The sequence below is a fragment of the Streptomyces sp. NPDC048643 genome, from assembly GCF_040650615.1.
Taxonomy (GTDB): Bacteria; Actinomycetota; Actinomycetes; order Streptomycetales; family Streptomycetaceae; genus Streptomyces.
In genome coordinates this window covers 31,818-57,052 of the sequence record NZ_JBEZHO010000038.1, presented here as the reverse complement: position 1 = coordinate 57,052, position 25,235 = coordinate 31,818, and the positions used below count along the sequence as shown (strand labels likewise).

At 73.0% G+C, this 25,235-nt stretch carries 20 protein-coding genes; 7 read left to right on the top strand and 13 right to left on the bottom strand.

Annotated features, from left to right (window positions below):
* Positions 1 to 20 precede the first annotated feature (20 nt).
* A complete protein-coding gene (locus tag AB0C62_RS30020) occupies positions 21 to 2,297 on the top strand; it encodes a hypothetical protein (RefSeq protein WP_362978472.1) in 2,277 nt (758 codons plus the stop codon).
* Here the strand turns inward: AB0C62_RS30020 and AB0C62_RS30015 are convergent.
* The 4 genes from AB0C62_RS30015 to AB0C62_RS30000 all read right to left on the bottom strand — a co-directional run bounded on the left by AB0C62_RS30015 (position 2,267) and on the right by AB0C62_RS30000 (position 6,961).
* A complete protein-coding gene (locus AB0C62_RS30015) occupies positions 2,267 to 4,693 on the bottom strand; it encodes a right-handed parallel beta-helix repeat-containing protein (protein WP_362978418.1) in 2,427 nt (808 codons plus the stop codon). The genes AB0C62_RS30020 and AB0C62_RS30015 overlap by 31 nt on opposite strands.
* Before the next feature lie 172 nt (positions 4,694 to 4,865).
* On the bottom strand, positions 4,866 to 5,474 hold the full coding sequence (locus tag AB0C62_RS30010; protein WP_362978416.1) for a hypothetical protein: 609 nt from the start codon (positions 5,472 to 5,474) through the stop codon (positions 4,866 to 4,868).
* Positions 5,475 to 5,659: 185 nt separating this feature from the next.
* The gene (locus AB0C62_RS30005) at positions 5,660 to 6,484 is read right to left on the bottom strand and encodes an MOSC N-terminal beta barrel domain-containing protein (RefSeq protein ID WP_362978414.1); all 825 of its coding nucleotides are present in this window, start codon (positions 6,482 to 6,484) and stop codon (positions 5,660 to 5,662) included.
* 45 nt (positions 6,485 to 6,529) lie between these two features.
* Positions 6,530 to 6,961: a DUF6643 family protein gene (locus AB0C62_RS30000; RefSeq protein WP_362978412.1), complete on the bottom strand. Its 432-nt coding sequence runs from the start codon at positions 6,959 to 6,961 to the stop codon at positions 6,530 to 6,532.
* Positions 6,962 to 7,255: 294 nt separating this feature from the next.
* Here AB0C62_RS30000 and AB0C62_RS29995 point away from each other — a divergent pair, with 294 nt between their 5' ends.
* A complete protein-coding gene (locus AB0C62_RS29995; protein WP_362978410.1) occupies positions 7,256 to 8,593 on the top strand; it encodes a TerD family protein in 1,338 nt (445 codons plus the stop codon).
* A gap of 27 nt (positions 8,594 to 8,620) precedes the next feature.
* Here AB0C62_RS29995 and AB0C62_RS29990 read toward each other — a convergent pair whose 3' ends face one another.
* The gene (locus tag AB0C62_RS29990) at positions 8,621 to 9,796 is read right to left on the bottom strand and encodes a glycosyltransferase (protein WP_362978408.1); all 1,176 of its coding nucleotides are present in this window, start codon (positions 9,794 to 9,796) and stop codon (positions 8,621 to 8,623) included.
* 58 nt (positions 9,797 to 9,854) lie between these two features.
* On the opposite strand from AB0C62_RS29990, the gene AB0C62_RS29985 reads away from it, so the two are divergent.
* Both AB0C62_RS29985 and AB0C62_RS29980 read left to right on the top strand, forming a co-directional pair.
* A complete protein-coding gene (locus AB0C62_RS29985) occupies positions 9,855 to 10,640 on the top strand; it encodes an aspartate/glutamate racemase family protein (protein ID WP_362978406.1) in 786 nt (261 codons plus the stop codon).
* 211 nt (positions 10,641 to 10,851) lie between these two features.
* A complete protein-coding gene (locus AB0C62_RS29980; RefSeq protein ID WP_362978404.1) occupies positions 10,852 to 11,397 on the top strand; it encodes a hypothetical protein in 546 nt (181 codons plus the stop codon).
* Positions 11,398 to 11,413: 16 nt separating this feature from the next.
* Here the strand turns inward: AB0C62_RS29980 and AB0C62_RS29975 are convergent, their stop codons facing one another.
* Positions 11,414 to 12,409 (bottom strand): O-antigen ligase family protein, encoded by a 996-nt coding sequence (locus AB0C62_RS29975; RefSeq protein ID WP_362978402.1) that lies wholly within the window; start codon positions 12,407 to 12,409, stop codon positions 11,414 to 11,416.
* 302 nt (positions 12,410 to 12,711) lie between these two features.
* Here AB0C62_RS29975 and lnt point away from each other — a divergent pair, with 302 nt between their 5' ends.
* Positions 12,712 to 14,331 (top strand): apolipoprotein N-acyltransferase, encoded by a 1,620-nt coding sequence (lnt, locus tag AB0C62_RS29970; protein WP_362978400.1) that lies wholly within the window; start codon positions 12,712 to 12,714, stop codon positions 14,329 to 14,331.
* A gap of 48 nt (positions 14,332 to 14,379) precedes the next feature.
* Positions 14,380 to 14,853: an NUDIX domain-containing protein gene (locus AB0C62_RS29965; protein ID WP_362978398.1), complete on the top strand. Its 474-nt coding sequence runs from the start codon at positions 14,380 to 14,382 to the stop codon at positions 14,851 to 14,853.
* Between the two features lie 64 nt (positions 14,854 to 14,917).
* Here AB0C62_RS29965 and AB0C62_RS29960 read toward each other — a convergent pair whose 3' ends face one another.
* From AB0C62_RS29960 to AB0C62_RS29945, 4 genes are all read right to left on the bottom strand, one after another.
* Positions 14,918 to 15,865, bottom strand: coding sequence for a formylglycine-generating enzyme family protein (locus AB0C62_RS29960; RefSeq protein WP_362978396.1), 948 nt, complete (start codon positions 15,863 to 15,865; stop codon positions 14,918 to 14,920).
* A gap of 107 nt (positions 15,866 to 15,972) precedes the next feature.
* A complete protein-coding gene (locus AB0C62_RS29955; RefSeq protein WP_362978394.1) occupies positions 15,973 to 17,376 on the bottom strand; it encodes a sulfatase in 1,404 nt (467 codons plus the stop codon).
* 386 nt (positions 17,377 to 17,762) lie between these two features.
* Entirely contained in the window at positions 17,763 to 18,875 is a 1,113-nt protein-coding gene (locus AB0C62_RS29950) for an aminotransferase class V-fold PLP-dependent enzyme (RefSeq protein WP_362978392.1), read from the bottom strand.
* Between the two features lie 279 nt (positions 18,876 to 19,154).
* A complete protein-coding gene (locus tag AB0C62_RS29945; RefSeq protein WP_362978390.1) occupies positions 19,155 to 20,867 on the bottom strand; it encodes an MFS transporter in 1,713 nt (570 codons plus the stop codon).
* A 272-nt stretch (positions 20,868 to 21,139) separates the two neighbouring features.
* Between AB0C62_RS29945 and AB0C62_RS29940 the strand changes: the two genes are divergently transcribed.
* Positions 21,140 to 21,913 (top strand): TetR/AcrR family transcriptional regulator, encoded by a 774-nt coding sequence (locus tag AB0C62_RS29940; RefSeq protein ID WP_362978388.1) that lies wholly within the window; start codon positions 21,140 to 21,142, stop codon positions 21,911 to 21,913.
* Between the two features lie 22 nt (positions 21,914 to 21,935).
* Here AB0C62_RS29940 and AB0C62_RS29935 read toward each other — a convergent pair whose 3' ends face one another.
* From AB0C62_RS29935 to AB0C62_RS29925, 3 genes are all read right to left on the bottom strand, one after another.
* Complete coding sequence (locus AB0C62_RS29935) at positions 21,936 to 22,670, bottom strand: TIGR03943 family protein (RefSeq protein WP_362978386.1); 735 nt, start codon at positions 22,668 to 22,670, stop codon at positions 21,936 to 21,938.
* Positions 22,667 to 23,596, bottom strand: coding sequence for a permease (locus AB0C62_RS29930; protein ID WP_362978470.1), 930 nt, complete (start codon positions 23,594 to 23,596; stop codon positions 22,667 to 22,669). The genes AB0C62_RS29935 and AB0C62_RS29930 overlap by 4 nt, the downstream gene beginning before the upstream one ends.
* Positions 23,597 to 23,899: 303 nt before the next feature.
* Positions 23,900 to 25,165, bottom strand: a complete 1,266-nt coding sequence (locus AB0C62_RS29925) for an alpha-L-fucosidase (protein WP_362978384.1) — start codon at positions 25,163 to 25,165, stop codon at positions 23,900 to 23,902.
* Positions 25,166 to 25,235 lie beyond the last annotated feature (70 nt).

Below are 25,235 nucleotides of genomic sequence, written 5' to 3'. Positions count from 1 at the left end.
GTGGCGCCACACCCGAGGACATGCTGGACGATCCGCGGACCGTCCGCGTCACCGGCGACGCGACCGCGGCCGTCTTCCGCCGCGCGGACGACGCCGACGCCGAGGAACACCCCGAGACCCACCGCGGCGGCCCGGTGCGCGAGGCGTACGTGTGGTGCAACCTCACCTCCGGCAACGGCGCCCGCGCCCTGTGGCTCCTGCTGCTGCCGTTCATGGTGGTCAACCTCGCGCACTGGATGCGCCCTGCCTCCCACCACCGCCCGCGCACGGTGCGCCTGTACGGCCTGCTCGTCCGGCTCGCCGGGCTCACCCTCACCGTCCTGCTGGTCGCCGCCGCCTGCGAGGTGGCGCTCGACCTGGCCGCCTGGCAGTGCGCGGGCACCCGCGCGTGCGTCCGCAACCACTCCTGGCTCGGATTCCTCTCGCCGGACCGCCCCGACGCCGGCTGGTGGAGCCAGCCGGGCCGCCGCCTCGCCCTGGCCGCCCTCGTCCCCGCCGCGCTCACGGCGCTCCTCTGGTACCTCTCCCACCGCACCTGGAGCGCGTACGAGTCCCAGCAGCCCATGTCCCGCCAGGCCGAGCCCGACGAGGAGACCGACGGCACCGGGCTCGGCCGCCCCGGCTTCTGGTACGGGCGCCGCCTGGTGGCCCGGCTGCGCGCCGCGCACACCGCCGCCGGCTTCCTCACCGTCGCCGCGGCCGTGACCGCCTCGGCGTCCCGCCACGACCGCGGACCGGGCGGACCCGGCGCGCTGGACGCACTGGGCACCCTGCTGAACGCAACCCTCGTGCTGGGAGCGGCCGTTGTGCTCGGCGTGGTCTGCCGCCGGGGCCGTAGCGAGAACCGCATCGACCGGGGCCGCGACCGGACACTGGTCCGCCTGCTGCCCCAGGGCGCGATCCTGCTCCTCGCCCTCGCCCTGGTCTACGCCGGCTGGTCACGCCCCGAATGGCACGCGACCGGACGCCTCCCGGGCGACGCCACGTTCGGCGGCCTCGCCCTCGTCCAGGGTCTGCTCGTCATCGCGCTCGGCGTCGTCGCCCACTTCCTGTACCGCACGAACCCCGCGACCTGGGGCACCCCGGGCAGGCCGGACGCCCCCGTCGACACCCGCACCGCGATGCGCGGCTTCGCCGGACCCGCCGTCGCCATGCTCGCCTGCGCACTGGGCGGTGTGATGTCCGGAGGCGTCTCCCAGCGGGTCGCCGACTGGCTCGACGGAACCCGGCACTCGATCCCCGGCCCGCCCGTCCTGCTCACCTGGCAGGCCTCCGCGATCCCGCCGCTCCTCCTCGTCCTGTTCGCCGTCGTCGGCCGCCTCGGCCGCCGCACCTGGATGCTGCGGCGCCGCGAGATGAGCGCCGTCGAACGCGACTACCCGGGGGAGCCCAAGGACACCACCCGCACCCGCCGCATCGCGAGCACCCGTGCGATGGCGGGCCTCACCGACCGGGCGCCCTTCATGGTCGGCGTCGTCTCGTTCGCGACGTTGCTGCTCGGAGCCGGTGCCGTGGCCGGCGCGTTCGCCACCGGGGACGCCCCCAGCGAGGCGGCGCGAGGGACGTACGGCGTCGTCCACGGCGCGGCCGAGACCGCCCAGGCGCTCGGCTCCTGGCTGATCGGGCTCGGCTTCATACTCTTCGTCACCTGGGGCCGCCGCGCCTACAAGGACCCCGCGGCCCGTCGCACCATCGGCATCCTCTGGGACGTCGGCACGTTCTGGCCGCGCGCCGCCCACCCCTTCGCACCGCCCTGCTACGCCGAGCGCGCCGTACCCGACCTCACCTGGCGCATGGCCACCTGGACCCGCGCCACCGGCGGCCGGCTCGTGCTCTCCGGACACTCGCAGGGCAGCGTGCTCGCCGCCGCCGCGGCCTGGCAGCTGCGTCCCGCGACCCGCCGGCGGATCGCGCTGCTCACCTACGGCTCTCCGCTGGAGCGCCTGTACGGACGCTGGTTCCCCGCCCACTTCGGACCCGCCGCCCTCGCCTCACTGCACCGCGAGGTCGCCTGCTGGCGCAATCTGTACCGCCCGACGGACCCGATCGGCGGACCCGTCCGACTGCCCGGCGACTGCGGCCCCGAGGTCGACCACGAGCCCCTGAAGGACCCGCTCGCCTACGGCCGCACCGCACGGCAGCCGCTGCCCGCACCCATCCTCGGCCACTCCGACTACCAGGCGGACCCGGCCTTCGCCGCCGAGCGCGAACTGTTGCTGGCGCGGCTGCGGACCGAGGTGCCCGGCCAGCGCCCGCACGGGATCACTCAGGACAGCTCCGGCAGGTCCTCGGAGTAGAGCAGCGTCAGATCGTCCGTGCTCGGCTCGTCCAGCTGCGCCACCCGGCCCGCGTGCCGCTCCACCATCGCCTCGAACGTCTGGCGTGCCGTACGGCCATTGCCGAACGCGGCGCCCTTCGGGATCGCCGTGAAGTACTTCAAAAGCGCCTCGGCCGCACCTGGGCCGAGCCGGTACTCGTGCTCCTCGGCCTGCTGCTCCACGATGCGCAACAACTCGTCGGGGAGATAGTCGTTGAAGGTGATGGTCCGTGAGAAACGGGACGCCACACCGGGGTTGACCGAGAGGAACCGCTCCATCTCGACGGTGTACCCCGCGACGATCACCACCACCGCCTCCCGGTGGTCCTCCATCAGCTTCACCAGCGTGTCGATGGCCTCACGCCCGAAGTCACGGCCCGAGTCCTCCGGCGACAGCGCGTACGCCTCGTCGATGAACAGCACGCCGCCGCGCGCCCGGTCGAACGCCTCCTGGGTGCGGATCGCGGTCGACCCGATGTGCTCGCCGACCAGGTCCACCCGGGACACCTCGACGAGATGACCCTTCTCCAGCACACCCAGCGAGGCGAGGATCTCGCCGTACAGCCGGGCCACGGTCGTCTTGCCGGTGCCGGGGGAGCCGGTGAAGACGAGATGCCGGCGGGCGGACGCCGCCTTCAGCCCCGCCTGCTGCCGGCGCCGGCCCACCTCGATCATGTCGGTGAGCGCCCGTACCTCACGCTTGACGTTCTCCAGGCCCACCAGCGCGTCCAGTTCACCGAGGACCGCCTTCGAGGCGCGGGCCTGCGGCGTGGCCTCCGGCTCCGTGGCGAGCGGCTCCCGCTCGGTGGTGCGCTGGCCCGGGATCGCCCCGATCAGACTCGTCGACGGGCCCGACGTCTCGACGGCGGTCTCGTGCGCCGGGGCACGCAGGCCGGTGCTCTCGTCGCTCGCGCAGTCCTCGACGACGGGACCCGCCCCGGGGGCGCCACCCTCGGCGAACTCGTACCCTCCGCGCGCGCACCGCTCCGTGCGGCACTTGCGCAGGGTCGCGCGGCAGCCGTCGATCACGTGGAAGCCGTAGCCCCCGCTGTCCGCCACGCGGCAGTTCAGGAAACTGCCCCGGCCGTCGGCCGACACGTAGAAACCGGCCTCGGCGGGCGAGGTCACCGTGCAGCGCTCGATCGTCGGATCGGCGCCCTTGGTGACGATCACGCCGGTCTGGGTGCCGTCCACCGTGCAGCCGGAGAGCGTGCCGCCGCTGCCGTGGTCACGGAACCAGGCCCCTGTCGCGGCGTCCCGGATACGGCAGTCGTCGAGCTGCGCCGTGGCGCCGTCGCTCACCGACACCGCCGTGTTGCGCACCTGCGAGATGTCGCTGTCGACGACGTCCGCGCGCGAACCCCGGTCGAGGACGAACAGCGCGTCCGGCACGTCGTGCACCCGGCACGAGTCGAGCACCGCCGTCGCGCCGTCGCTCACCCAGACCGCGGGGTAGTCGCCGGTGCTGTCGAAGATCTCGCACTGGTTGGCGTCGACGCGGGTGCCCGGGTCCCAGACCGAGAGGCCGTTGCGCCCGAACTGCCGCACCGTGGTGCGCGTCAGGGTCAGCACGGAGCGGGACCGCAGGTCGACCGCGTTCTCCGGGATGTCGTGGATACGGCAGTCGGCGAGGGTGAGGACCGCGTCCGTGTCCAGGGTGACGCCGTCCGCGGTGGTCCGGTGCACGTCGCAGTCCGTGAGGTGGGCCGTGGCCCGGGCGGTGACCTGCACGCCGGATCCCTTGACCTCGTACACCTCGCAACCCACCGCCTCCAGCGACGAGTTCTCGCCCGTCACCGACAGGCCGGCACCGGAGGTGTGGTGCACCCGGCAGCGCTCGAGGCGTGGATGCGCGCCCCCGCGGACCAGGACGCCCGACTGGCCGGCCGCGACGACCTCGCATTCCTCGAACACCCCGCCGCCGCCGTCCAGTACGGCGATGCCGACGCCTCCGGGATTGTCGACCGTGCAGCGGCGCACGGTCGGGCGGGCACCGCCGCGCACCTCGATCCCGGCCGCGGAGCGCGTGACGATCCGTACGTCCAGCAGTTCGGGCGTGCCCTCCTCGACGAGAAGGGCGGGGGCCGCCGAGTCCTGGCCCTCCACGTGCAGGTCCTGGACCACGGCGGAGGCGCGGACGGTCAGCGGCACGCCGTCGACCGGCGCGATGCGCACCGAGCCGGGCGAGCCCTCGGGGCCGCGCAGCGTCACCGCCCGCTCCACCACCAGGTTCTCGCGGTAGGTGCCGGGAGCGACGGTGAGCACGTCGCCGTCGGCCGCGGCCTCCAGGGCGGCGGCCAGCGATGCGTACTCACCCGTGCGGCGCCGCCACCGCGAGGTTCCGGTGTGCGTCACCTGGACCGTGCCCTGTGCCATGGCGCTGTCGTGCCCCCACCTCGTCGTACGCGGGTCCTGCGAGGCCGTACTGATACCCCGTCGGCGGGGATCTGCGCCCCTGCCGGACAGCCTCTCATGACGGTGCGGGTCAGCGCGGCCGGTCCACCGTAGCGTGCGCGGACAGGGGCGGTTGACCGCCGACGGCGGGCCGTCAGCTGCCGGTGCCCGCCTTGCCCCAGTCAGGACCGGCCTTGTCCCAGGCCCGGTCCCAGCGCGCGTACCGCCGACGGACCATGTGCCAGACGACCAGCCGTCTGCCGCACTCCACGCATCCCGCCGTCAGGACGGCCGCGCCGAAACCGGCCAGAACGGCGTGCGTCGTGGCGGTGGCACCGTCCAGCGGGCGGCCCACGAGGCGGCCGTGCCGGTCCGTCCAGAGCGCGAAGTGGGCGCCCGGACGCGGAGACTTGAGGAGGGTGATCACGACACCGCGCTGCCGCGTGCCGTCCGGCGCCGTCCAGGAGGCCATGACCCGGGTGCGGACGTCCCGCGCCGTCGACGTCTCGGGGTCGGACTGCAGGGGGCCGCCGGAGAGCCTCCTGACGACGGTGGCCGCCACCACGTGCCGGTCGGCGCGCTGGTGCCGGACGGCGCGCTGCAGCGCGTGCTCCGCCGAGGCGCCGACGGCCGCTCCGACGAAGGGCGCGCCGACGAGGACGATCAGAAGGGTGGCCAGGGCGAGCCAGGCCTCGACGAGATCCGTCGTGCGGCGCAGCGGATTGTGCCGCCAACGCCAGAGTCCGATGATCGAACGCACCATCCCGCACCCCCTTCCGCGTTCGTGATAACCCCGCGCGGGGCCGTTCACGCCGACGGCCGGGGAAGAGAGAGCGAAATCACCCTCTCCCGCAGGCCCTCCTCGAACGTCCCGCATGCCTTCAACGATCCGGCCCGCGGCCGGGGTTCCCCGTGCGGCCGGCCTCCGGCGGGACGGGCCCGCGCGGGCTATTCGAGGATCGTGACCGGGTCACCGACGCGCAGCGTTCCGCGGGACTCGGGCACCAGATTCTGCCCGAAGACCAGCTTGCCGGCGAAACGGCGGTGGCGCGCGAGCGTGCGCAGGGGTTCCTTGCCGCGCCGGGCGGTGTCCTGGTCGGTCGTGGTCACGACGCATCTCCCGCACATCTTGGCGACGCGGAAGGTGACGTCCCCGATGGCGATCCGGGACCAGTCGTCCTCGGCCCAGGCCTCGGTGCCCGAGACGACGGCGTTCGGCCGGAAGCGGGTCATCGGGAGGGGGCCCTCGTCGTGGTGGTCGCCAAGCGCGATCAGCGAGTTGAGGGCGTCGAGCGAGCCCAGGGTGGTGACGAGGAGCGGATAGCCGTCGGCGAAGCTGACCGTCTCGCCCGGCAGCGCGAACAGCGGGTCCACCGGGCGGCGGACGGCGGGGTCGTCCATGTGGGCCAGGCGCACGTCGGCACCGAGATGAGCGCTGCACCACGCGTGGGCGGCGGCATCGGCGAGCACCGCCTCCACCTTGTCGCCGAAGATCTCCACGGTCGTCGTCCCGGCGGGCTCGGGCACGGGAACGGTCACCGGACCGCTGCCCTCGGCGGACAGACGAAGACCGCCGTCCGAGAGGATCTCAGCGGCGGCCAGCGCCATACGCGGCTGCTCGCGCTGCGTGACGACCTTTCCCCCGTCGTCGATCAGGACCCAGCGTCGGTCTCCGGCCAGCCCCCAGGGCTCCACCACGGCCTCCCGGGGCGACTGGGCCCGGAACGCCTTGACCGGATGGACGTGAATCGAGTGCAGTACCGCGTTCCCCATGACCGCCATGGTGCCAGGAGGCACCGACAATCCGGTGCGAAGGGGTCAGTACCCGCGGTACTGCTGACCGTTGTAGGGGTCCTGGTACGGGGCCGGCGCGGGGCGGGGAGCGGCGGGCCGCATCGCCTCGTAGCCGGTGTTGCCCGACATGGGGCGCGGTTGCTGCTGCTGCGGGCCGGGGTAGCCGCGCTGGGCGCCGGCCTGCTGCGGGATGTACGGAGCGGGGGCCTGGTGCAGCGGAGCGGGCTGCTGGGCCTGCTGGTAGCCGTACGAGGAGGCCTGGTGCGAGGGGCCGGCCGGCAGTGCGGGGAGAGCGGACGGCAGTGCGGGGAGGTGGCTGCCCGAGTCGTACGCGGAGGGAACGCGGATCGGGGCGATCTGAGGGGTTCCCCGCTCGGCGACGAGGGAGTCGTAGATCGGGGTGTCCTGGAAGGCGGAGTAGTAACCGCCGCCATAGGTGGAGCGGGGGGAGGTCATGGCACATAAGTTAAGCCCACGATGTGCTGGTTGGGGAGACCGATAAGAGGGTTGTTTTCCGAGTCCGCGGTGACGCGGGATCCCCAATGCGAGCGAACTCGGCAAAAAAGGACGCCAAAGCGGGTTCAGATCGTGTAAAGGGCGAGTTCCTTGCGGGTTACCGGCGGTTGGCCGGGGATCTTCCGGTCCGAGTCAGGAGAGTTCGACGGGCCGGGGGATTAGGTTGGGCGGGAACGGAGCCGGCGGGCCGCGCGGGGCTCGGACCCGGTGCGGAGAAACGCGATGGGGGCGCACATGACCATGTCCAAGGGATCCAATGTTCCTGTCCCGACGAGCACGCTGCGGGTGGAGCTGGGCTGGCGACCGGGCCCCGGGGTGCCCGACGCGGACGCCTCCGCACTGCTGCTGGTGAACGGCAAGGTCCGTTCGGACGCTGACTTCGTCTTCTACAACCAGCCGGCGCACACCTCGGGCGCCGTACGCCACGAGGGGAAGCGGACCGCGGGCGGCCAGGTCACCGACGCCCTGCTCGTCGACCTGCCACGCGTGGAGCCCGTGATCGAGAAGGTGGTCCTGGCCGCCTCCGCGGACGGCGGCTCCTTCGGACGCGTCCCCGGCCTGTACATCCGGGTGCTCGACGCCCGCGACGGCACGGAGATCGCCCGTTTCGACAGCGCCGACGCGACGGTGGAGACCGCCTTCGTGCTCGGTGAGTTCTACCGGCGCCAGGGGGCCTGGAAGTTCCGCGCGGTCGGACAGGGCTACGGCAGCGGCCTCGAAGGACTGGCCACCGACTACGGCATCACCGTGGACGAGCCGCAGCACGCGGCCCCGGCGCCCGCCCCGCCCTCGCCCGCCACCCGCGTGCAGGGACCGCCGCCGCCCGTGGCCCCGCCGGTCACCACGGCGCCACCGGTCGCCCCGCCCGTGACCATGCCCCCGCCGCAGGCACCCCCCGCGAACCCGTGGCAGCCCGCGGCCCCTCCGGCGCCGGTCCGCCTGTCCAAGGTGACGCTCACCAAGGAGGCACCCTCCGTCTCGCTCAGCAAGCAGGGCGGCACCTCGGGTGCCCTGCGCGTGAACCTGAACTGGCAGGTGCGCAAGCAGTTCTCGGGATGGGGCAGCAAACGCGGCCGGGCCGTCGCCATGCACGCCGACCTCGACCTCGACCTCTGCGCCCTGTACGAACTGAGCGACGGGCGCAAGGGAGTCGTGCAGGCCCTGGGCAACGCCTTCGGCGCACTGCACCAGCCGCCGTACATCCACCTCGACGGCGACGACCGCACCGGAGCCGTGGACACCGGCGAGAACCTCACCATCAACCTCGACCACAAGCAGGACTTCCGCCGCATCCTCATCTTCGTGACCATCTACGAGGGCGCCCGCTCCTTCGCCGACCTGCACGCCACGGTGACCCTCCAGCCGCTGAACGGCGCCCCGATCGACTTCTCGCTCGACGAGTGCACGGTCCCCTCCACCGTCTGCGCGCTCGCCCTCATCTCCAGCAACGGCGCCGACCTCGTCGTCCAGCGCGAGGCCCGGTACCTGGTCCCCGAGCGCGGTGTCAGCCCCCAGCGCACCATCGACCACGTCTACGGCTGGGGCATGAACTGGACACCCGGCAGGAAGTGACCACCCGCGGCGCCGTCCGGAAACCCGTCAGCTCTCGTCGAGGGCGGTGTCGGGCCGCGCGTACGTGCGGCCCTTCCAGGCGGCCCCGCGTCCCCTGTAGTGCTGCACCGCGGAGTCGACCGTCATCAGGAGATAGAGGAACGCCGTCACCGGCAGCAGCGGGGCGAGCCAGGGGGGCTGCCGGTAGTAGCGGAGCATCGGCAGATACGTCGCCACCATCAGCGCCCAGGCGAGCCCTCCGGCCGCCGCCGCCCAGGCGGTCCCCGTGGCGAGCCCCGTCGCCAGCGCGACCGGCGGCACGAGATACACCAGGGCGAGCCCGGCGACCGTCCCGGCGAGCAGCGTCGGACTGTGCCGCAGCTGTGCGTACGCGCTGCGCGAGACCATGCGCCACAGATCGTGCAGCCGCGGGTACGGGCGCACGCTGTCCACCCGGTCGGCGAGCCCGAGCCAGATCCGGCCGCCGCCGCGCTTGACCGCCTTGGCGAGTGCCACGTCGTCGATGACGGCGTGCCGGATCGCGTCCGGGATCCGCGCCCGCTCGGCGGCATCCGCGCGCAGCAGCACGCAGCCGCCCGCCGCGGCCGCCGTCCGCGACCCGTCCACCGCGATCCGGCGGAACGGATAGAGCTGAGCGAAGAAGTAGACGAACGCCGGCACCACGAGGCGTTCCCACACGCTCTCCACGCGCAGCCGCGCCATGAGGGAGACCAGGTCGAAGCCGCCCGTACGGGCCGCCGCCACCAACTCCCGCAGGCTTCCCGGCTCGTGCGCGATGTCCGCGTCCGTCAGCAGGAGGTATTCGGGTCCCCGCGCGCGGGCCAGACCGATGCCGTGCCGCACGGCCCACAGCTTGCCCGTCCAGCCCGCCGGAGGTTCGCCCGGCGAGCCGACGGTGAGCGGCAGGCCGCCGTGCCGCCGCGCCAGGTCGAGAGCCAGCTCTCCGGTGCCGTCCGAACTGCCGTCGTCGACGAGGAACACCTCGGCCCGGCCCGGATAGTCCTGGGCGAGGAGCGACGGCAGGCTCTCGGGCAGCACCGCGGCCTCGTCCCGGGCCGGCACCACGACACAGACGAAGGGCCACTCGGCCGGCTCCACGCGCGCGGGCAGCCGCACGTCCGTACGCCAGAAGAAGCCCTGGCCGAGCAGCAGCCACAGCCACGCGACAAGTGATCCGACGGCGATCCACACGAGGGCGCTCACCCGCCGCAGTCTGCCCCACCGCGGAAGGCGTCCGGGGCCGATCGTCTATGGTGACCGGGTGAAGATCGCGCTCATGGACTCCGGAATCGGACTGCTCGCTGCTGCCGCGGCGGTGCGTCGACTACGGCCCGACGCCGATCTCGTCCTCTCCTCGGACCCCGGCAGCATGCCGTGGGGACCGCGCACCCCGGAGGACGTCACCGCCCGCGCCCTGGCCGTCGCCGAGGCCGCCGCACTGCACCGGCCCGACGCCCTGATCGTCGCCTGCAACACCGCCTCCGTCCGCGCCCTGCCCGCGCTGCGCGCCCGGCTGGAGCCGGACGTGCCCGTCATCGGCACCGTCCCGGCGATCAAGCCCGCCGCCGCGGGCGGCGGACCCGTCGCGATCTGGGCCACGCCCGCCACCACCGGCAGCCCCTACCAGCGCGGACTCATCGCGGAGTTCGCCGGGGACGTCGAGGTCACCGAGGTCGCCTGCCCCGGACTCGCGGACGCGGTGGAGCACGCCGACGAGGCCGCCATCGACGCAGCGATCACCGCCGCGGCGGCGCGTACCCCGAGGGACGTGCGAGCCGTCGTCCTCGGCTGCACGCACTACGAGCTGGTCGCCGAACGCATCCGCGCGGCCTTGCAGCGCCCCGACCTCCCGCCCCTCGTCCTGCACGGTTCGGCCGGCGCGGTGGCCGCGCAGGCGCTGCGCCGGATCGGCGCGCGGCCCGACCCCGCGGCGGCCGCCCGCTCGACGGTCACGGTGCTGCTCTCCGGGCAGCAGGGCGCGCTGCCCGCGACCGCCCTCACCTATGAGGAAGGCCGCATTCTCGCGGCGGTCAGCCCGGCACACTGAGTGACGGCCGCGGCGCGGACACGCTGCGCACAGCTATGCCGAGTACTTGATAGCCACACACCGCGGACACCGGTGGTACCCGGGTGCACACCCCCGGTACCGGCACGCGCTGTCACCATGACGAAGCCGTCGCCGGGTGGATCGCCCACCCGGGGGAGTAACGCTCCGCGACCCGGTGCCCGCTCAGCGGAACCTGAGTAGTCTCATACGTATGAGGGACCACCCCCACGGCAAAACCATCCCGCTGCCGGAGCTCTGGACCGGCCGCGCGAGGAACCGCGTCCAGTTGCTGCCCGCCCTCGGCGGCGTGGCCTGTCTGGCTCTCGGGATCGAGCTGGCGGTCGACTCCGGCTGGACCTCGGGCACCGCCCCGCTGATCATGTCCGTGGTCGGGTGCATCGCGGCCGGACTGCTCATCCTCTTCGGCACGCTCGCGTTCGTGCATGTCGCCGTGAAGGTGGACAAGGACTGCCTGGAAGTCCGGTGCGGCCACATAGGGCTCCCGCGTCGCCGCATCCCCCTGTCGACCGTCGTCGGCGCCGACTTCGCCCCCCAGGTCACCCCGCGCCAGTGGGGCGGCTGGGGCTACCGATGGCGGCCCGAACAGGGCACCGCCGTCATCGTCCGCCGCGGCGAGGGCGTCGTGCTGCGCCTGGGCGACGGCCACACCTTCACCATCACCGTGGACAACGCCGAAGCGGCGGTACGGATCATCCGCGACCACCTGAGGCCCAGCGCGTCCGGCGCCGTGCGCTGACGCCCCACGCGGGTGCTCAGGGTCCCGGCCCGCCCGCCGGACGCGGGATCGCGCCGGCGGAGTCGTCCCGTTCCTCGGCACTGAGCGGCCGGGCCGTCGCGAGGCCGGCGAGCAGTCCGGCCCCGGCGGTGACCGTCATGAAACTGAGCGCGTTGCCGATCGACGCGATCACCGCCAGTGCCGTGAGTGCCGCGCCCGCCGTCAGCGCGATCGGCGTGGAGCGCGGGCTGCGCAGGAGCGCGTAGAGCATCCAGCAGAACGCCGCCGCGAGCAGGGCGACGCCGATCAGCCCCTGCTCCGCCGCCTGCTGGAGGGGAGCGGAGTGGGCCTTGCCGTCCGGCAGCAGCGACCGGGCGACCGTGGGACTGAGGTCGCCGTACCGCCCGGGCCCGACCCCCAGCACGGGATCGGCCCGCACCATCCGCAGCGCGTCGTGCCAGAGCAGCATCCGGTGCCCGGTGAGCCGTCCCTGCAGGGCGGCCGTCAGACCGTCGGGCAGCGCGTCCTCGCCGATCGCCCAGGCCGCCCCGGTCACCGCCGCCGCGGCCGCCGCGCAGCCCGCGAGGCCGACGGCACGGTGGCGCACCCGTCCGGCGCCGAGCGAGCACAGCAGCACCCCGGTACAGGTGACGAGACCGGTGATCGAACCGAGCGGTGCCGCCGTCACCGCGATCACCGCGGCCAGCAGGCCCAGCGCGAGCCGCAGGGCGGGCGGACGGGCCGCCCAGGCGGCGCAGCACGCGGCACCGCAGGAGAGGGTCAGCAGCGCTGCCGTCGCCCCGCTGTGACCGAGGTGCAGGCTGATCTGCGGGCCGGGTGTGGCGATGGCGAGGCCGAGACCGGTCAGCGCTCCCGCGCAGGGCGCCGCGACCGGCAGAAGCACGCCGAGGATCCGTCCCGAGGCGTAGCCCGCGGTCACGGCGAGCACCGCGAGCAGCACACCCTCGGGCCGGCCGTCGTGCGCGGCCGCCGTGACGAGCGACCAGGCGGCGCAGGCCGCGAGCACGGCCATGCCCGCCGCGTCGGATCCGCTGCGTCTCTCACCCGTGGCCGAGGCGTCCGTTGCGGACGCCGTCCCCGTGGAACCCACCCCGTCGCCCCCCGGCGTCGTCGGACCTCGGGCGCCGTCACCGCAACAGGCCGCACGTCAGAGGCTCGGGCACACCGTAACGGGTGATGTGCCGCTTTGGGGAGAAGTTGTGCAGGAACGTTGCTGCGCGCGACGGCGCCACCTCCGCGGAGCACTGCTCCACCCCTTCCGGGCCGGGCGGACCGAGCTGTCGGCCCCCAGGTCAGCCGCCGTACACTCCCGGAGTGACCGCCACCGCAACCACCGTAGACGAGCCGGAACAGCTCGAACCCCAGCCCGCGCCCGCCTCACGCGGGGCCGCTCTGGTCCGCCGTCTCGTCCCGGCCGCCGCAGCGGCGCTTTCCGGAGTCCTGCTGTACGTCAGCTTCCCGCCCCGGACGCTGTGGTGGCTGGCCCTGCCCGCCTTCGCGGTCTTCGCCTGGACCCTGCGCGGTCGCTCCTGGAAGGCCGCTCTCGGCCTCGGCTACCTGTTCGGCCTCGGATTCCTGCTGCCCCTGCTCGTGTGGACGGGAGTCGAGGTGGGCCCCGGCCCGTGGATCGCGCTCGTCGTGGTGGAAGCGGTCTACGTCGCACTCGTCGGCGCCGGGATCACTCTTGTCTCCCGGCTCCCCGGGTGGCCGGTATGGGCGGCCGCCGTCTGGATCGCCGGGGAGGCGGCCCGCGCGCGTGCCCCCTTCGGCGGGTTCCCCTGGGGGAAGATCGCGTTCGGCCAGGCCGACGGCGTCTTCCTGCCCCTCGCCGCGCTCGGCGGCACCCCGGTGGTCGGCTTCGCCGTCGTGCTCTGCGGATTCGGGCTCTACGAGCTGATCCGGCTCGGCGTCGAGGCCCGCGGCACCCGCGTCCTGCGCCGGGGCGCGGCGGCCGCGGCACTGCTCAGCGTCGCCGTCCCCGTCGTCGGAGCACTGGCCGCACGCACCCTGGTCAGCGACAAGGCCGAGGACGGCACGGCGACCGTCGCGCTCATCCAGGGCAACGTCCCGCGCGCGGGACTCGACTTCAACTCCCAGCGCCGGGCCGTCCTCGACTATCACGTCAAGGAGACCGAGCGGCTGGCCGCCGAGGTCAGGGCCGGCAAGGTCGCCCGGCCCCAACTGGTCCTGTGGCCCGAGAACTCCTCCGACATCGACCCCTTCGCCAACGCCGACGCCCGCGCCGTGATCGACGAGGCGGCCCGCGCGATCGGCGCCCCCATCTCGGTCGGCGGAGTCGTCGAACGCGGCGGCAGGCTCTACAACGAGCAGATCCTCTGGGACCCGGCCAAGGGCCCGGTGGACACGTACGACAAGCGGCAGATCCAGCCCTTCGGCGAGTACCTGCCGATGCGCTCGCTGCTCGGCGCCATCAACAAGAACTGGACGACCATGGTCCGCCAGGACTTCAGCCGGGGCACCGAGGCGGGCGTCTTCACCATGAACGGCACCCGGGTCGGCCTCGTCACCTGCTACGAGGCGGCCTTCGACTGGGCCGTGCGCAGCACCGTGACCGACGGCGCCCAGATCATCTCCGTGCCCAGCAACAACGCCACCTTCGACCGCAGCGAGATGACCTACCAGCAGCTCGCCATGTCCCGGATCCGTGCCGTCGAGCACAGCCGTACCGTCACCGTTCCCGTGACCAGCGGTGTCAGCGCCGTGATCATGCCGGACGGACGGATCACCCAGAAGACCGGCATGTTCGTCGCCGACTCACTGGTCCAGAAGGTGCCGCTGCGCTCCTCCCAGACCCCGGCCACGAAGCTCGGGATCCTCCCGGAGATGTTCCTCGTACTGGTCGCCGCCTGCGGTCTCGGCCGGGCCGCCACGACGGCGGTGCGCGCCCGGCGGAACACCGCCGCGCAGGCCTGAACCGGGTCGGCTCCGGGGGAGCCCGGGCGCGCGGTTAGGGTCGGGACCATGGCTACCCCCGACTTCATCCTCGCGATCCGGGCCTCCGCCGGCCACCAGCTCCTCTGGCTCCCCGGAGTGAGCGCCGTCGTCTTCGACGACGAGGGCAGAGTGCTCCTCGGGCAGCGCTCCGACAACGGCCGGTGGGCGCTCATCTCCGGAATGCCGGAGCCGGGCGAGCAGCCCGCCGCGTGCGCCGTGCGCGAGGTGTACGAGGAGACCGCCGTGCGCATCGAGGTCGAGCGCGTCGTCGTGGTCCAGGCGGGCGAGCAGGTCACCTTCGACAACGGCGACGTCTGCCAGTTCATGGACACCACCTTCCGCTGCCGCGCCGTCGGCGGTGAGGCCCGCGTCAACGACGACGAGTCGCTCCAGGTCGGCTGGTTCGCCGTCGACGCCCTGCCGGAGCTGAGCGAGCACGCCCTCTTCCGGATCAAGCAGGCCCTGGTCGACGAGCCGACCTGGTTCGAGCCCACGACCTGACGCCCGCGGCGGGCACCGTCGCGCCGGTCGGACCACCGGCGCGGCCGACCCCGTGCGCGACCTCTCAGCGGGCCACCCGGAAGCCGGTGTTGCCGGTCGAGCTGTCCGGGGTGTTGGAACTGCGCGCGCCGACCCGGTAGCGGTTGCAGTACGAGACATGGCACAGGTGGGAACCTCCGCGCATGACCCGTGCCGTGCCGGCCGGCGGCCCCACGGGGGACGAACGGGGGCCGGTGCGGTGGAAGTCGGGGCTGAACCAGTCGGCGCACCACTCCCAGACGTTGCCGACCGTGTTGTAGAGGCCGAAGCCGTTGGGCCGGTGCGAGCGGACCGGAGTGGTGCCGTTGCGGTTGCCCGGGCCGGCCCGCGGGAAGTCGCCCTGCCAGATGGTGAGCATCTCCCGCCCGCGCGGGGCCAGTTCGTCGCCCCAGGGAAAGCGTCTTCGCTCCAGGCCGCCGCGCGCCGCGTACTCCCACTCCGCCTCCGTCGGCAGCCGGGTTCCCGACCAGGCGCAGTAGGCCGTCGCGTCGTTCCAGGAGACGTGCACGACCGGGTGCTGCTGCACGTCGAGGAAGCGTGAACCGGGTCCCCGGGGCGCCCGCCAGCTCGCTCCGGGCACCGCCCGCCACCACGGAGTGCCGGGGACCGGTGGGGACGAGGCCTGCAACTCCGCGCTCAGGAAGCCCGCGAAGACGTACGAGAACCCGAAGCGTTCCGCCTCGGTGACATGGCCGGTGGCGTTGACGAAGGACGCGAACTCGGCGTTGCTGACCGTCGCGGGGGCGATGGAGAAGGCGCCGACCGTCACCTCGCGGACCGGCCCCTCGCCGTCGGCGGGCACGGCGTCGGGATCGTCGCTGCCCATCAGGAACGTTCCGCCGGGCAGGGCAGTGAGGCCCTTGCGGGCCCTTCGGGCGGCCGGGCCGTCGGCCACCGGCCGAGGCTCCGGGGGCAGCAGATCGAGGGTTCCCCGGGCCGGGGCACAGCAGGACGGGCGAGGAGCGCTGTTCATGGAGTCTCCCGGGGCGGACGCGGACGGCGATGGATGGTCACCGGTGGCGGAGTCGCGGGCCGGTGTGGTGGTGCGGCGGGCGTCCGCCGCACCACCACACCGGCAGGTCAGGCCGCCCGGTCGGCGGCGAGCTGGGCGGCCAGGGCCGGGATGCCCAGGCGCCGTTCGTCGGCGGGCGTGGCCCCGTACAGCAGGTTGGTGAGCTGGTACGGGTCGTTCACCAGGTCGTAGTACTCGCGGAAGAGCACCTCGCCGGTGCCCACCTCCTGCCCGGAGCCGTCGGTGTGCAGCGCGTAGTACTCGGTGTACTGCTCGGTGGCGCTCTTGTAGGAGGACCAGGTGTGCGGGTTGCCGCCGGGGTTGCGGTGCCACCACTCGATGAGCAGGTGGTCGCGGCTCGCCGTACCGAGCAGCGACCGGCCGTCGTGCAGCGGGCTCGGCGCGATGCCGGCCGCGTCCAGGATGGTCGGCGCGACGTCGATGTTCGCCGCCAGCCGGTCGTCGGTGGTGCCCGCGCCGAGCCCGCCCGCCGGCCACGACACGTAGAACGGCACCTCCACCGCGGGCCGGTAGGGCACCGACTTGGCACCCCAGCCGTGGTCGCTCCAGCTGTAGCCGTTGTCGCCGAGGTAGAACACCAGGGTGTTCTGGAGGTGTCCGAGGTCGGCGAGCTTGTCGTGCAGCGCCTGGACCGCGTCGTCGACGGAGAGCAGGGTGCGCAGTTGGTTGCGGCGTACGGTCTGGCCGTCGGCGAGTGTGCGGTCGGCGTTCTGGACGTAGTCCGGCTTGTCGCTCCGGTCCGCCTCCGGCACCGAGGGCCGGCCGTTCCAGGCGGGCACCGGGGTGTTCGCGTACTTCGGCTCCGGGGTGTTCGGCCCGTGCGGGGCCTTCGGTGCCACGAAGGCGAACCACGGGCGGTGGTCGGTGGCGGCCTTGTCCAGGAACTGGAGCGCGCGGTCCCGGATCACGCCGGTGGTGTAGCCGGGCAGGGTGCGGACCGTTCCGTTGTCGTTGTACGTGCCGTCGTTGTACGTGACCGGCGCCGACAGCAGCCACTCGTCGAAGTGCGGCGGGTTGTCCTTGTTGCTCCAGGCGTTCAGGTACTTCCCGAAGAGCCCGGTCCGGTATCCGGCCTGCTGGAGGTGGCGCTGGACGGTGGTCGACTGGTCCAGGTTGTACGGGCTGCTGTTGTCCCGGACGCCGTGGTGACGCGCGTGCCGACCGCTGAAGATCGACGAGCGCGAGGGCGCGCAGAGCGGGGTGGCGACGTGTCCCCGGGTGAACTCGACACCGCCGTCCACCAGCCAGCTCAGCGTCTTGGGCGTGGCCCATTCGGTGTGCAGCGGCTGGTCGTCGGTGAGGATCACCAGGATGTTGGGGCGGCTCGCCGCCGCGGCCGTGGCGGCCTCGGCGCGGGGAGCGAGCGTGGGGACGGTGGCGGCTGCCGCGACGGCGGTGGCGCCGGCGAGGAAGCCCCGCCGTCCGAGGTCGGGCTGGTCGCTCCGGCTCATGGTGGAAACCCTTCTGAAGGTGCGCTCGCGAGAGCGCACACGGAGTACGACAGAGGAGGGAGGAACGGGCGGTGCCGCCGGGGCGCGTCCGCACCAGGGCCTGCCGGAGTGAACCTAGGAGCGGGTGAGCGGCGTGAGCAATGCCGATCCGAGCGCCGTCACAGGCATTTCATGTGCGCGCAGTAATCCACCGGACGCGCAGGGAGACGAACGGGGTACGTCGCGGAGGGCCGCACCGGAACGGCGGACGAAGGCGTCCGCGACGGAAGCGCCGGGTCCGCCGGGCGACCACGCGGTGCCCGGCCGGTCGAGGTGAGGCGCGGGGGCGGACGGCCCGGTCGTCGCCCTTCGCCGAGCGAATCGCCCCTGTCGCGGATCCGCCGCGTTCAGTCGCGCAGCGACGCCAGCGCGGTGGCCACCCGTGCGCGGGCCTCCGGCGGTGTCGAGGCGTGCGGGGAGAACCGGAGCGAGTCGGCGCGCACCGTCGGCGTGACGCCCTGCGCGTGCAGCGCCTTCGCGACGACGGAGGGATCGTGGCCCGGCATCGTGAAGGCGAGGACGCCCGCACGCCGTGCCGGGTCGGCGGGGGAGAGGAGGTGACCGCCGTGCGCCTCGACGACCTCGGTCAACTCGGCGACCCGCAGGGCGATCGCGGCCTCGATCGCCGCGACCGTGTACCGCTCGACGAGGCCGAGAGCGGTCGCGAAGGCGGCGGCCGTCACCGGGCTGAGGTTGGTGATCGACCACCGTCGCGCGTCCGGGGCGGGCCCGTGCTCCGTCCCGTCGAAGACACCGACGTCCTCGACTCCCGTCCAGCCGGTGAGGACCGGCTCCAGGGACTCCAGCGCGCGATCGGACAGCGTGGCGAAGCCGGTGGACCATCCGGCGCGCAGCCACTTCTGGCCGCCCGCGACCACGACATCGGCCGCGTCCCACGCCATGCGCGCCACCCCGAACGCCTGGATGGCGTCCACGACCAGCAGTCGGTCCGGTCCGATCGCCTCGCGCAGCGCCGCGAGATCGGCGCGGAAGCCCGTACGGAAGTCGACGGCGCTGACGGACAGGGCGACGACGTCGTCGGTCAACGCGGCGCGAACCAGGTCGGGGGTGACGCCGGAGCCGGGCGCGGGATCGAGCCAGCGCGGCGTCGCCCGGCCCAGGTCGGCGCTGCGCCGCCACGGATAGTGGTTGGCGGGGAAGTCCGTGCGCGGCGCGAGGACCACGCCCTCGCGGATCCCGAGAGCGGCGTGGAACAGCCCGGTGGACGCGTTCGGGAGGAGCACCGTGTGCCGGCTGTCGGCCCCGGCGAGTCGGGCGGCCGTGTCCCGCGCGATCTCTTCGGCGCGCATCAGACCGTCCACGGTGGTGTGGTCGGCGCGGGCGGACTCCTCCATCGCCCCGGCGGTCGCGGCCACGACGTCGCGCGAGGGCGGCCCGAACCGTGCGAAGTCGAGATACCCGGCAGGCGTGTCGAAGTGGTCCGCGTACGACGTGAGCACGGGCTCGTCCTTCCGGGAGGGTGCGGGTCGGGCGACGGCAGGTGCGTCCGGGCGGGGTGCCGAGCGGCCGGCGAGCATCGTCCGGCTCACGGGCTCCGCATGTGCCGTTCCGCCTGCTCGAACGGTACGCGGCGCATCCCGCGCGGACTTGCCCGGGGTGAACCGTGTCCTCTTCCTGGGCGTCGTGCCGGGCATCTCCCGTGCGTCGCGCGCACGGGACGGTCGGAGACCCTCCCCAAGGGGTCTCCGACCGTCCCGGCCGTCAAGGCGTGCGGCCGCTCAGTGAGCCGCGGACTCCTCGGGGCGGGCGTGACGCGGCAGGAGGAACGCGAGCAGGAAGGTCAGGGCGAGCATGCCGTCGACGATCCAGAGCAGCGTCTGCATGACCGAGCCGAAGCCGCTGCGGAAGGCCGACGACGCCGTGGCCTCGATGGCTGCGGGCACGCGGGCGGCAGCCTCGGGTGAGGTCGCCGCGGACCGGGTCTCCTTCGTCAGGAGTGCGCAGGACGCCGGGGTCGCGGCCGGGTCCTTGGCGGTGGCGCGATCCGCGGCGCACCGGCGCAGGTCGGCCACGATGCGGTCCTGTGCGGCGGGGGCGACGTGAGCCGCGGTCAGCCGGCCGCGCAGGTCGTCCGAGCGGTGGTCGACCGCGGTGGCGATCCCGCCGCCCAGCAGACCGAAGAACACGGTGCCGAGGATGGCGACACCGAAGGCGCCGCCGAGCTGCTGCACCGCGGTCATCGTTCCGGACGCCGAACCCGTCTCGTGCTGCTCGACGCTGGCGAGGACGATGTCGAAGAACGGCGCCATGAGCAGGCCCATCCCGATGCCGGTGACGAGCAGCGACGGCAGCAGCTGCCAGGGGCCGACGCCGGATCCCACCTGGTCGAGGGTCAGCCAGACACCGAACACGCCGAGCGCCATGACGAGCGCGCCCGCCTGCAGCACGGCCCGTCCGAACCGCACGACACCCTGGGCGAGTCCGAAGCCGACGATCATGCCTCCCGACCAGGGCACCATCACCAGGCCGGCCTTGAGCGGTGAGTAGCCGAGGCCGATCTGGGTGTACAGGTTGAACACCAGCATGAAGCCCTGCATGGTCGAGAAGAAGACGAGCCCGAGGATCATGCCGCCGCTGAAGCCGCGCTTGCGGAAGAGGCTGGGGACGACGAGCGGGTCCCGGCCGGTCCTGCCGCGGTGCGACTCGTACCGGGCGAAGACGACGAAGGCGACGACGGAGGCTGCCATCATCGCGAACGTCCACAGGGGCCAGTCGTACTCACGGCCCTGGACCAGCGGGAAGATGATGAGCAGCGCGGCCAGCGAGACGAGGAGCATGCCGGGGATGTCGAGGCGCGGCTTGGTCTCGGAGCGGCCCTTCGGCAGGTAGCGCAGGGCGCCGGCGATCGCGGCGGCACCCAGCGGAAGGTTGATCAGGAAGATCATGCGCCAGCCGGTGCCGAAGTAGTCGGCGTCGACCAGCCAGCCCGCCAGGATCGGCCCGCACACCGCGGACAGCCCCATGACCGGACCGAACATGCCGAAGGCCTTCTGCGACTCCTTCGGCGGGAACATCTCCTTGATCATGCCGAGGCCCTGCGGCAGCATCACCGCGCCGAACAGGCCCTGCACGATGCGCGCGCCGATCAGCATCTGGGGCGACACGGAGATCGCGCAGAGCAGCGAACCCAGGGTGAACCCGGCGGCTCCCACCAGGAACATCCGGCGGCGCCCGTGGATGTCGCCGAGCCGTCCGCCGGTGACCAGCCCGACGGCCATCGACAGGGTGTACGCGGCGGCCAGCCACTGCAGCGTGGAGGCGCCGCCTCCGAGGTCGGCCCGCATGGACGGGCCGGCGATGTTCGTGACGACGGCGTCGAGGAGGTCCATCACCTCGGCCGCGAGAATCACGAAGAGCGCAGCCCAGCGCCACCGATAGGGCGCTGGTGAGTCGATGGGCGTCTCGGTGGACGCGACACCGGTGGTGGACATCGGAACTCCTCGAAAAGGGACCGCGCGGTGACGATCGGCGAGCGCGGCGGGGTGGATGGAATGCGACGGCCCGGCTCCCTGGTGGGCGCGGGGGAGAGGCGACCAGACACCGGAGAACACTGTTCACTTTAACAGAACAGCGCTCACCGAGAGAACGGCGTTCATTAAGATATAGCGCAACCGGGAAGCCGAGACAAGATATATCGCGTATCTCCGGATGAACGCTGCTCACCCGGAGAGAACACCGCTCTCCCGGCGCCTAGACTGTCCTCATGACCGACGCGGCCGCCGGCACCCCCGCACAGCCCCCGCCGTCCCCCTGGGAGCGCGAGCGCCCGGCCCGTGCCCGCGTCGCCCCCACGCGCACACCGTTGTCACGCGAGCGCGTCGTCGAAGCCGCCTTCACCGTGCTGGACCGCCAGGGACTCGACGGCCTGTCGATGCGTCAGGTGGCCGCCGAGCTGGGGGTCACGGTCTCCGCCCTCTACGCCCACGTCAGTTCCAAGGACGATCTCCTGGAGCTCATGTACACCCGGCTCTTCGACGGCTTCGAGCCGCCCGAGGCAGACCCGGAGCGCTGGCAGGAGGAGGTACGGGAGTACGCCCGCGCGGGCCGCCGACGCCTGCTGTCGCACCGGGACATGGCGAGGATCTCCATGGCCCACGTCCCCTTCACCGCCGAACTGCTGCCGCACGTCGAGGCGTTGCTCGCCGTGTTCCGTACCGCGGGGCTCCCCGACCGCATCGCGGCGGAGGCCGGTGACCTCATCTCGACGTACATCGACGGGTTCGTGCTGGAGGAGGGCATGTGGCGGGACCGGGCCGCGCAGCAGAGCGCCGGCACCTCCTCGCCGGCCCGGCCCGACTGGCGTGAGATGGCCGACGAGATGCAGAACTACTTCGCGTCCCTGCCCGTCGCCGACTTCCCCCATCTGCGCGCTCTGGCCGGGGTCATGGTGACGGACTCCTCCGACGAGCGCTTCGACATCGGCCTGGAGATCATCCTGCGCGGCCTGGCGAGCTATCTGCCGGACCCGGCGGCCTGAGCGAACAGGATGGGGAACGCGGTCAGTTGTTCCAGCTCTCGTCGTACGGATCGCGCGGCGCCGGGACCGGTCGTGCGGTGCCGACGTCGAAGAACGGGATGACACCGCCGTTCACCGGGTCCTTCGTGCGCCTGCTGCTGTAGGTGCCGGTCACCTCGAGCCAGCTGTCGGGCTGGAGCACGGGCGGGATCCGCCCGGACAGCCCGATCTTGACCGGCTGGGCGTCGGCGGCACAGCAGTTGAGGGCCATGCGGACGAGATACGGGGTGCCGGCGTGGTCGAGCGCGACGAAACCGGTGATCCTGATCCGCCGGTCGCCGAGCGTGTGCCCGTGCCCGTACGCCGCCCGGCCCGCGTAGTCGACCAGGCCGAGCGGGACCGGGTCGCCCGCGGGCAGCGCGGGGTATCCGAAGGGCGCCTGCAGCGCCGTACCCGTACGCATCGCGCTGTACGAGCCGAGCGCGGGCGGGGCGACCAGGATGAGCGCCAGCAGGGGCAGGACCAGGAGCCAGGAGACGCGCGGCTCGCGATGCGGGTGAGCGTGACCGTCGCCGCCCGCGTTCCCGGACGCGGTCCGCCGCTCGCGCACCTCGTACCAGACCGTGGCGAGCGCCGTCGCGATCAGCACCACGCCTGCCGCGAGCAGCAACGGCCTCAACCCCGCCTTGACGTACCGGAGATAGAGATCCGTCGCGCCGGCGTGCAGCACCGCCGCGCCGACCAGGAACAGTACCGCCGCCTGTGCCTGCCGGTTCACAGCAGCACCGCCCCGACCAGGACGGACATGAGGATCGCGAGGGCGAAGGTGGTGGGCGCGAACCGGGTCGCGAAGCCGCGCCCGAAAGTACCCACCTGCATCGCGAACAGCTTCAGGTCGATCATCGGTCCGACCACGAGGAACGCCAGCTTGGCGGTGAACGAGAACTGGGTCAGGGAGGCCACCACGAAGGCGTCGGCCTCCGAGCAGATCGACAGGAGGACGGCCAGTATCGCGAGGGCGAGCACCGACATCACCGGGTTCCCGGCCGCGGCGTGCAGCCAGCTCGCCGGTACGACGGACTTGAGCGTCGCGGCGGCCATCGCGCCGAGCACGAGGAAGCCGCCCGCGTGCATCACGTCGTGCCGCACCGACCCCCAGAACGCGGCTCCTCTGCCGAGCCCTTCGTGCGCGGGCCGCTCCGGCGGCCGCAACCAGTCGGCCCGGCCGAGCCGTTGCCACAGCCAGCCCATGACGCAGGCCACCAGCAGACTCGCCACGAAGCGGGCGAGGACCATCTCCGGGTTGCGGGGGAAGGCGACGGCGGTGGCCGTCAGCACGATCGGGTTGATCGCCGGCGCGGACAACAGGAACGCGAGGGCCGCCGCCGGGGTGACCCCGCGCCGCACCAACGCGCCGGCCACCGGCACGGACGCGCACTCGCAGCCCGGCAGGACCGCCCCGGCCAGCCCGGCGACCGGCACCGCGAGCGCCGGGCGCTTCGGCAGGGCCCGGGCGAAGAACGAGGGCGGGACGAACACCGCGATGACCGCCGACAGCAGCACACCGAGGACGAGGAACGGGAGCGCCTGGACGACCACGGCGACGAACACCGTCATCCAGCTCTGCATGACCGGCGTGGACAGCGCCCGCCTGACCGGCCCCTGCGCCGCGACGACCAGCAGCAGGAGCATGGTCAGGGCCAGCGGGGAACTGACGTGCCAGCCCTGCCGAGGTGGCTGCTCCGCGTCGTCGTGCGAAGAGACCGGCGGCGGGGCCGGTCGAGTGATGGTCACGCGTGCACTACCTCCGGTCGGGAGGGACCCGCCGGCTGCTGTCGCCCCTCCACGGTGAATACGCCGGTTCGGCCCGAGCGTCTCACCGGGGTCGCCGACATGGCCCGCACCAGGGGAAATCTTGACCTTGTGGTGAGGCGCGAGACGGCGAACCCTCGTCCACCGCGCCACCGCGCCACCGCGCCACCGCGCCACCGCCCCACCGCCCCGCCTTCAGTCGCGTCCCGAACCTCGGTAGAGGTCCAGCTCGCCGTCCAACTCGACGGCCAGCACCGTCGCGTGGGCGTCCAGGTCGTCCGCGGCGGGAGCGTCGATCCAGGTCACGCCGGGGACCGCGTGCAGCCCGCCGGTCACGCGATGGCCGAGTTCGCTGCCCGTGCCGAGGACGGTCACCCGGCGCACGGCGTTCCGCAGGCCGCGGATCGACACCGACTCCCGGGGCGCGTCGAAACACACCAGGTACAGGGTGCGGCGGTCGGCGGAGAGCGTGCTCGGACCGTAGTGGTGCCCGGCGGGCAGCCCCGCGACCGTGCCGTACACGGCCTCGGCGTGCCGCGCGATCCACGCGCCGAGTCCCTCCAGACGCTCGGTCTGCTCCCGGGGGATCGTTCCGTCCTCGCGGGGGCCGACGGCGAGCAGCAGGTTGCCGCCCAGCCCGATCGTCTCCGTGAAGTACCGCACCAACTGGCCGACGGACTTGAAGTCGCGGTCGTCCGGCCGGTGACCCCAGGAGCCGTTGACGGTCAGGCACAGCTCCCACGGCCCCTCGGGCGCCCGGAGCGGGACCCCCTGCTCGGGAGTGGCGTAGTCGCCGTGACTGAGCATGCGGGCGTTGAGGACGGTGTCCGGGTTGCCCGCGAGGATCAGGTCGGCGAGTTCGCCCATCCGCCACTGCTCCTCGGTCCGCTCCCACTCGCCGTCGAACCACAGCAGGTCGGGCTGGAAACGGGCGACCAACTCGCCTACCTGGCCGTCCCGGTAGGCGAGATAGCGCTCCCAGGCCGCCGGGTCCTCGGCCCCGGGCTCGGCGTGCGAGTACCGGCTCGGCGGCACGTCGCCCTGCTGGACGTGCCGCAGGCTCGCATAGTCGGGGTGGTTCCAGTCGGAGTGCGAGTAGTAGAGGCCGACCTTGAGACCGCGGGCGCGCAGGGCGTCCGTGAAGCCGCCGATCAGGTCGCGTCCCGCCGGGGTGTCCCGTGCCACGTCCAGGTTGTGGTGGGCGGTGTCCCACAGGGCGACGCCGTCGTGGTGCCTGGCGGTGAGCACGGCGTAGCGAGCGCCGGCGCGGGCGAAAAGATCGGCCCAGGCCTCCGGGTCGTAGTGCGAAGCGGTGAAGCGGTCGAGCTGTTTCATGTATCGCTCGTGGGTGACCTCACCCGTGTGGAAGGACCAGGACTCGGCCACTCCGTCGACGGCGTAGATGCCGTAGTGGAGGAAGATGCCCAGCTTGGCGTCGGTGAACCAGGGTTGCATCGGCATGCGCACACGCTAGGCGCGGACCGTGGGCGGGCGCGTGGGCGCCCGTCACCATCACTGGTCCGTTTTCACC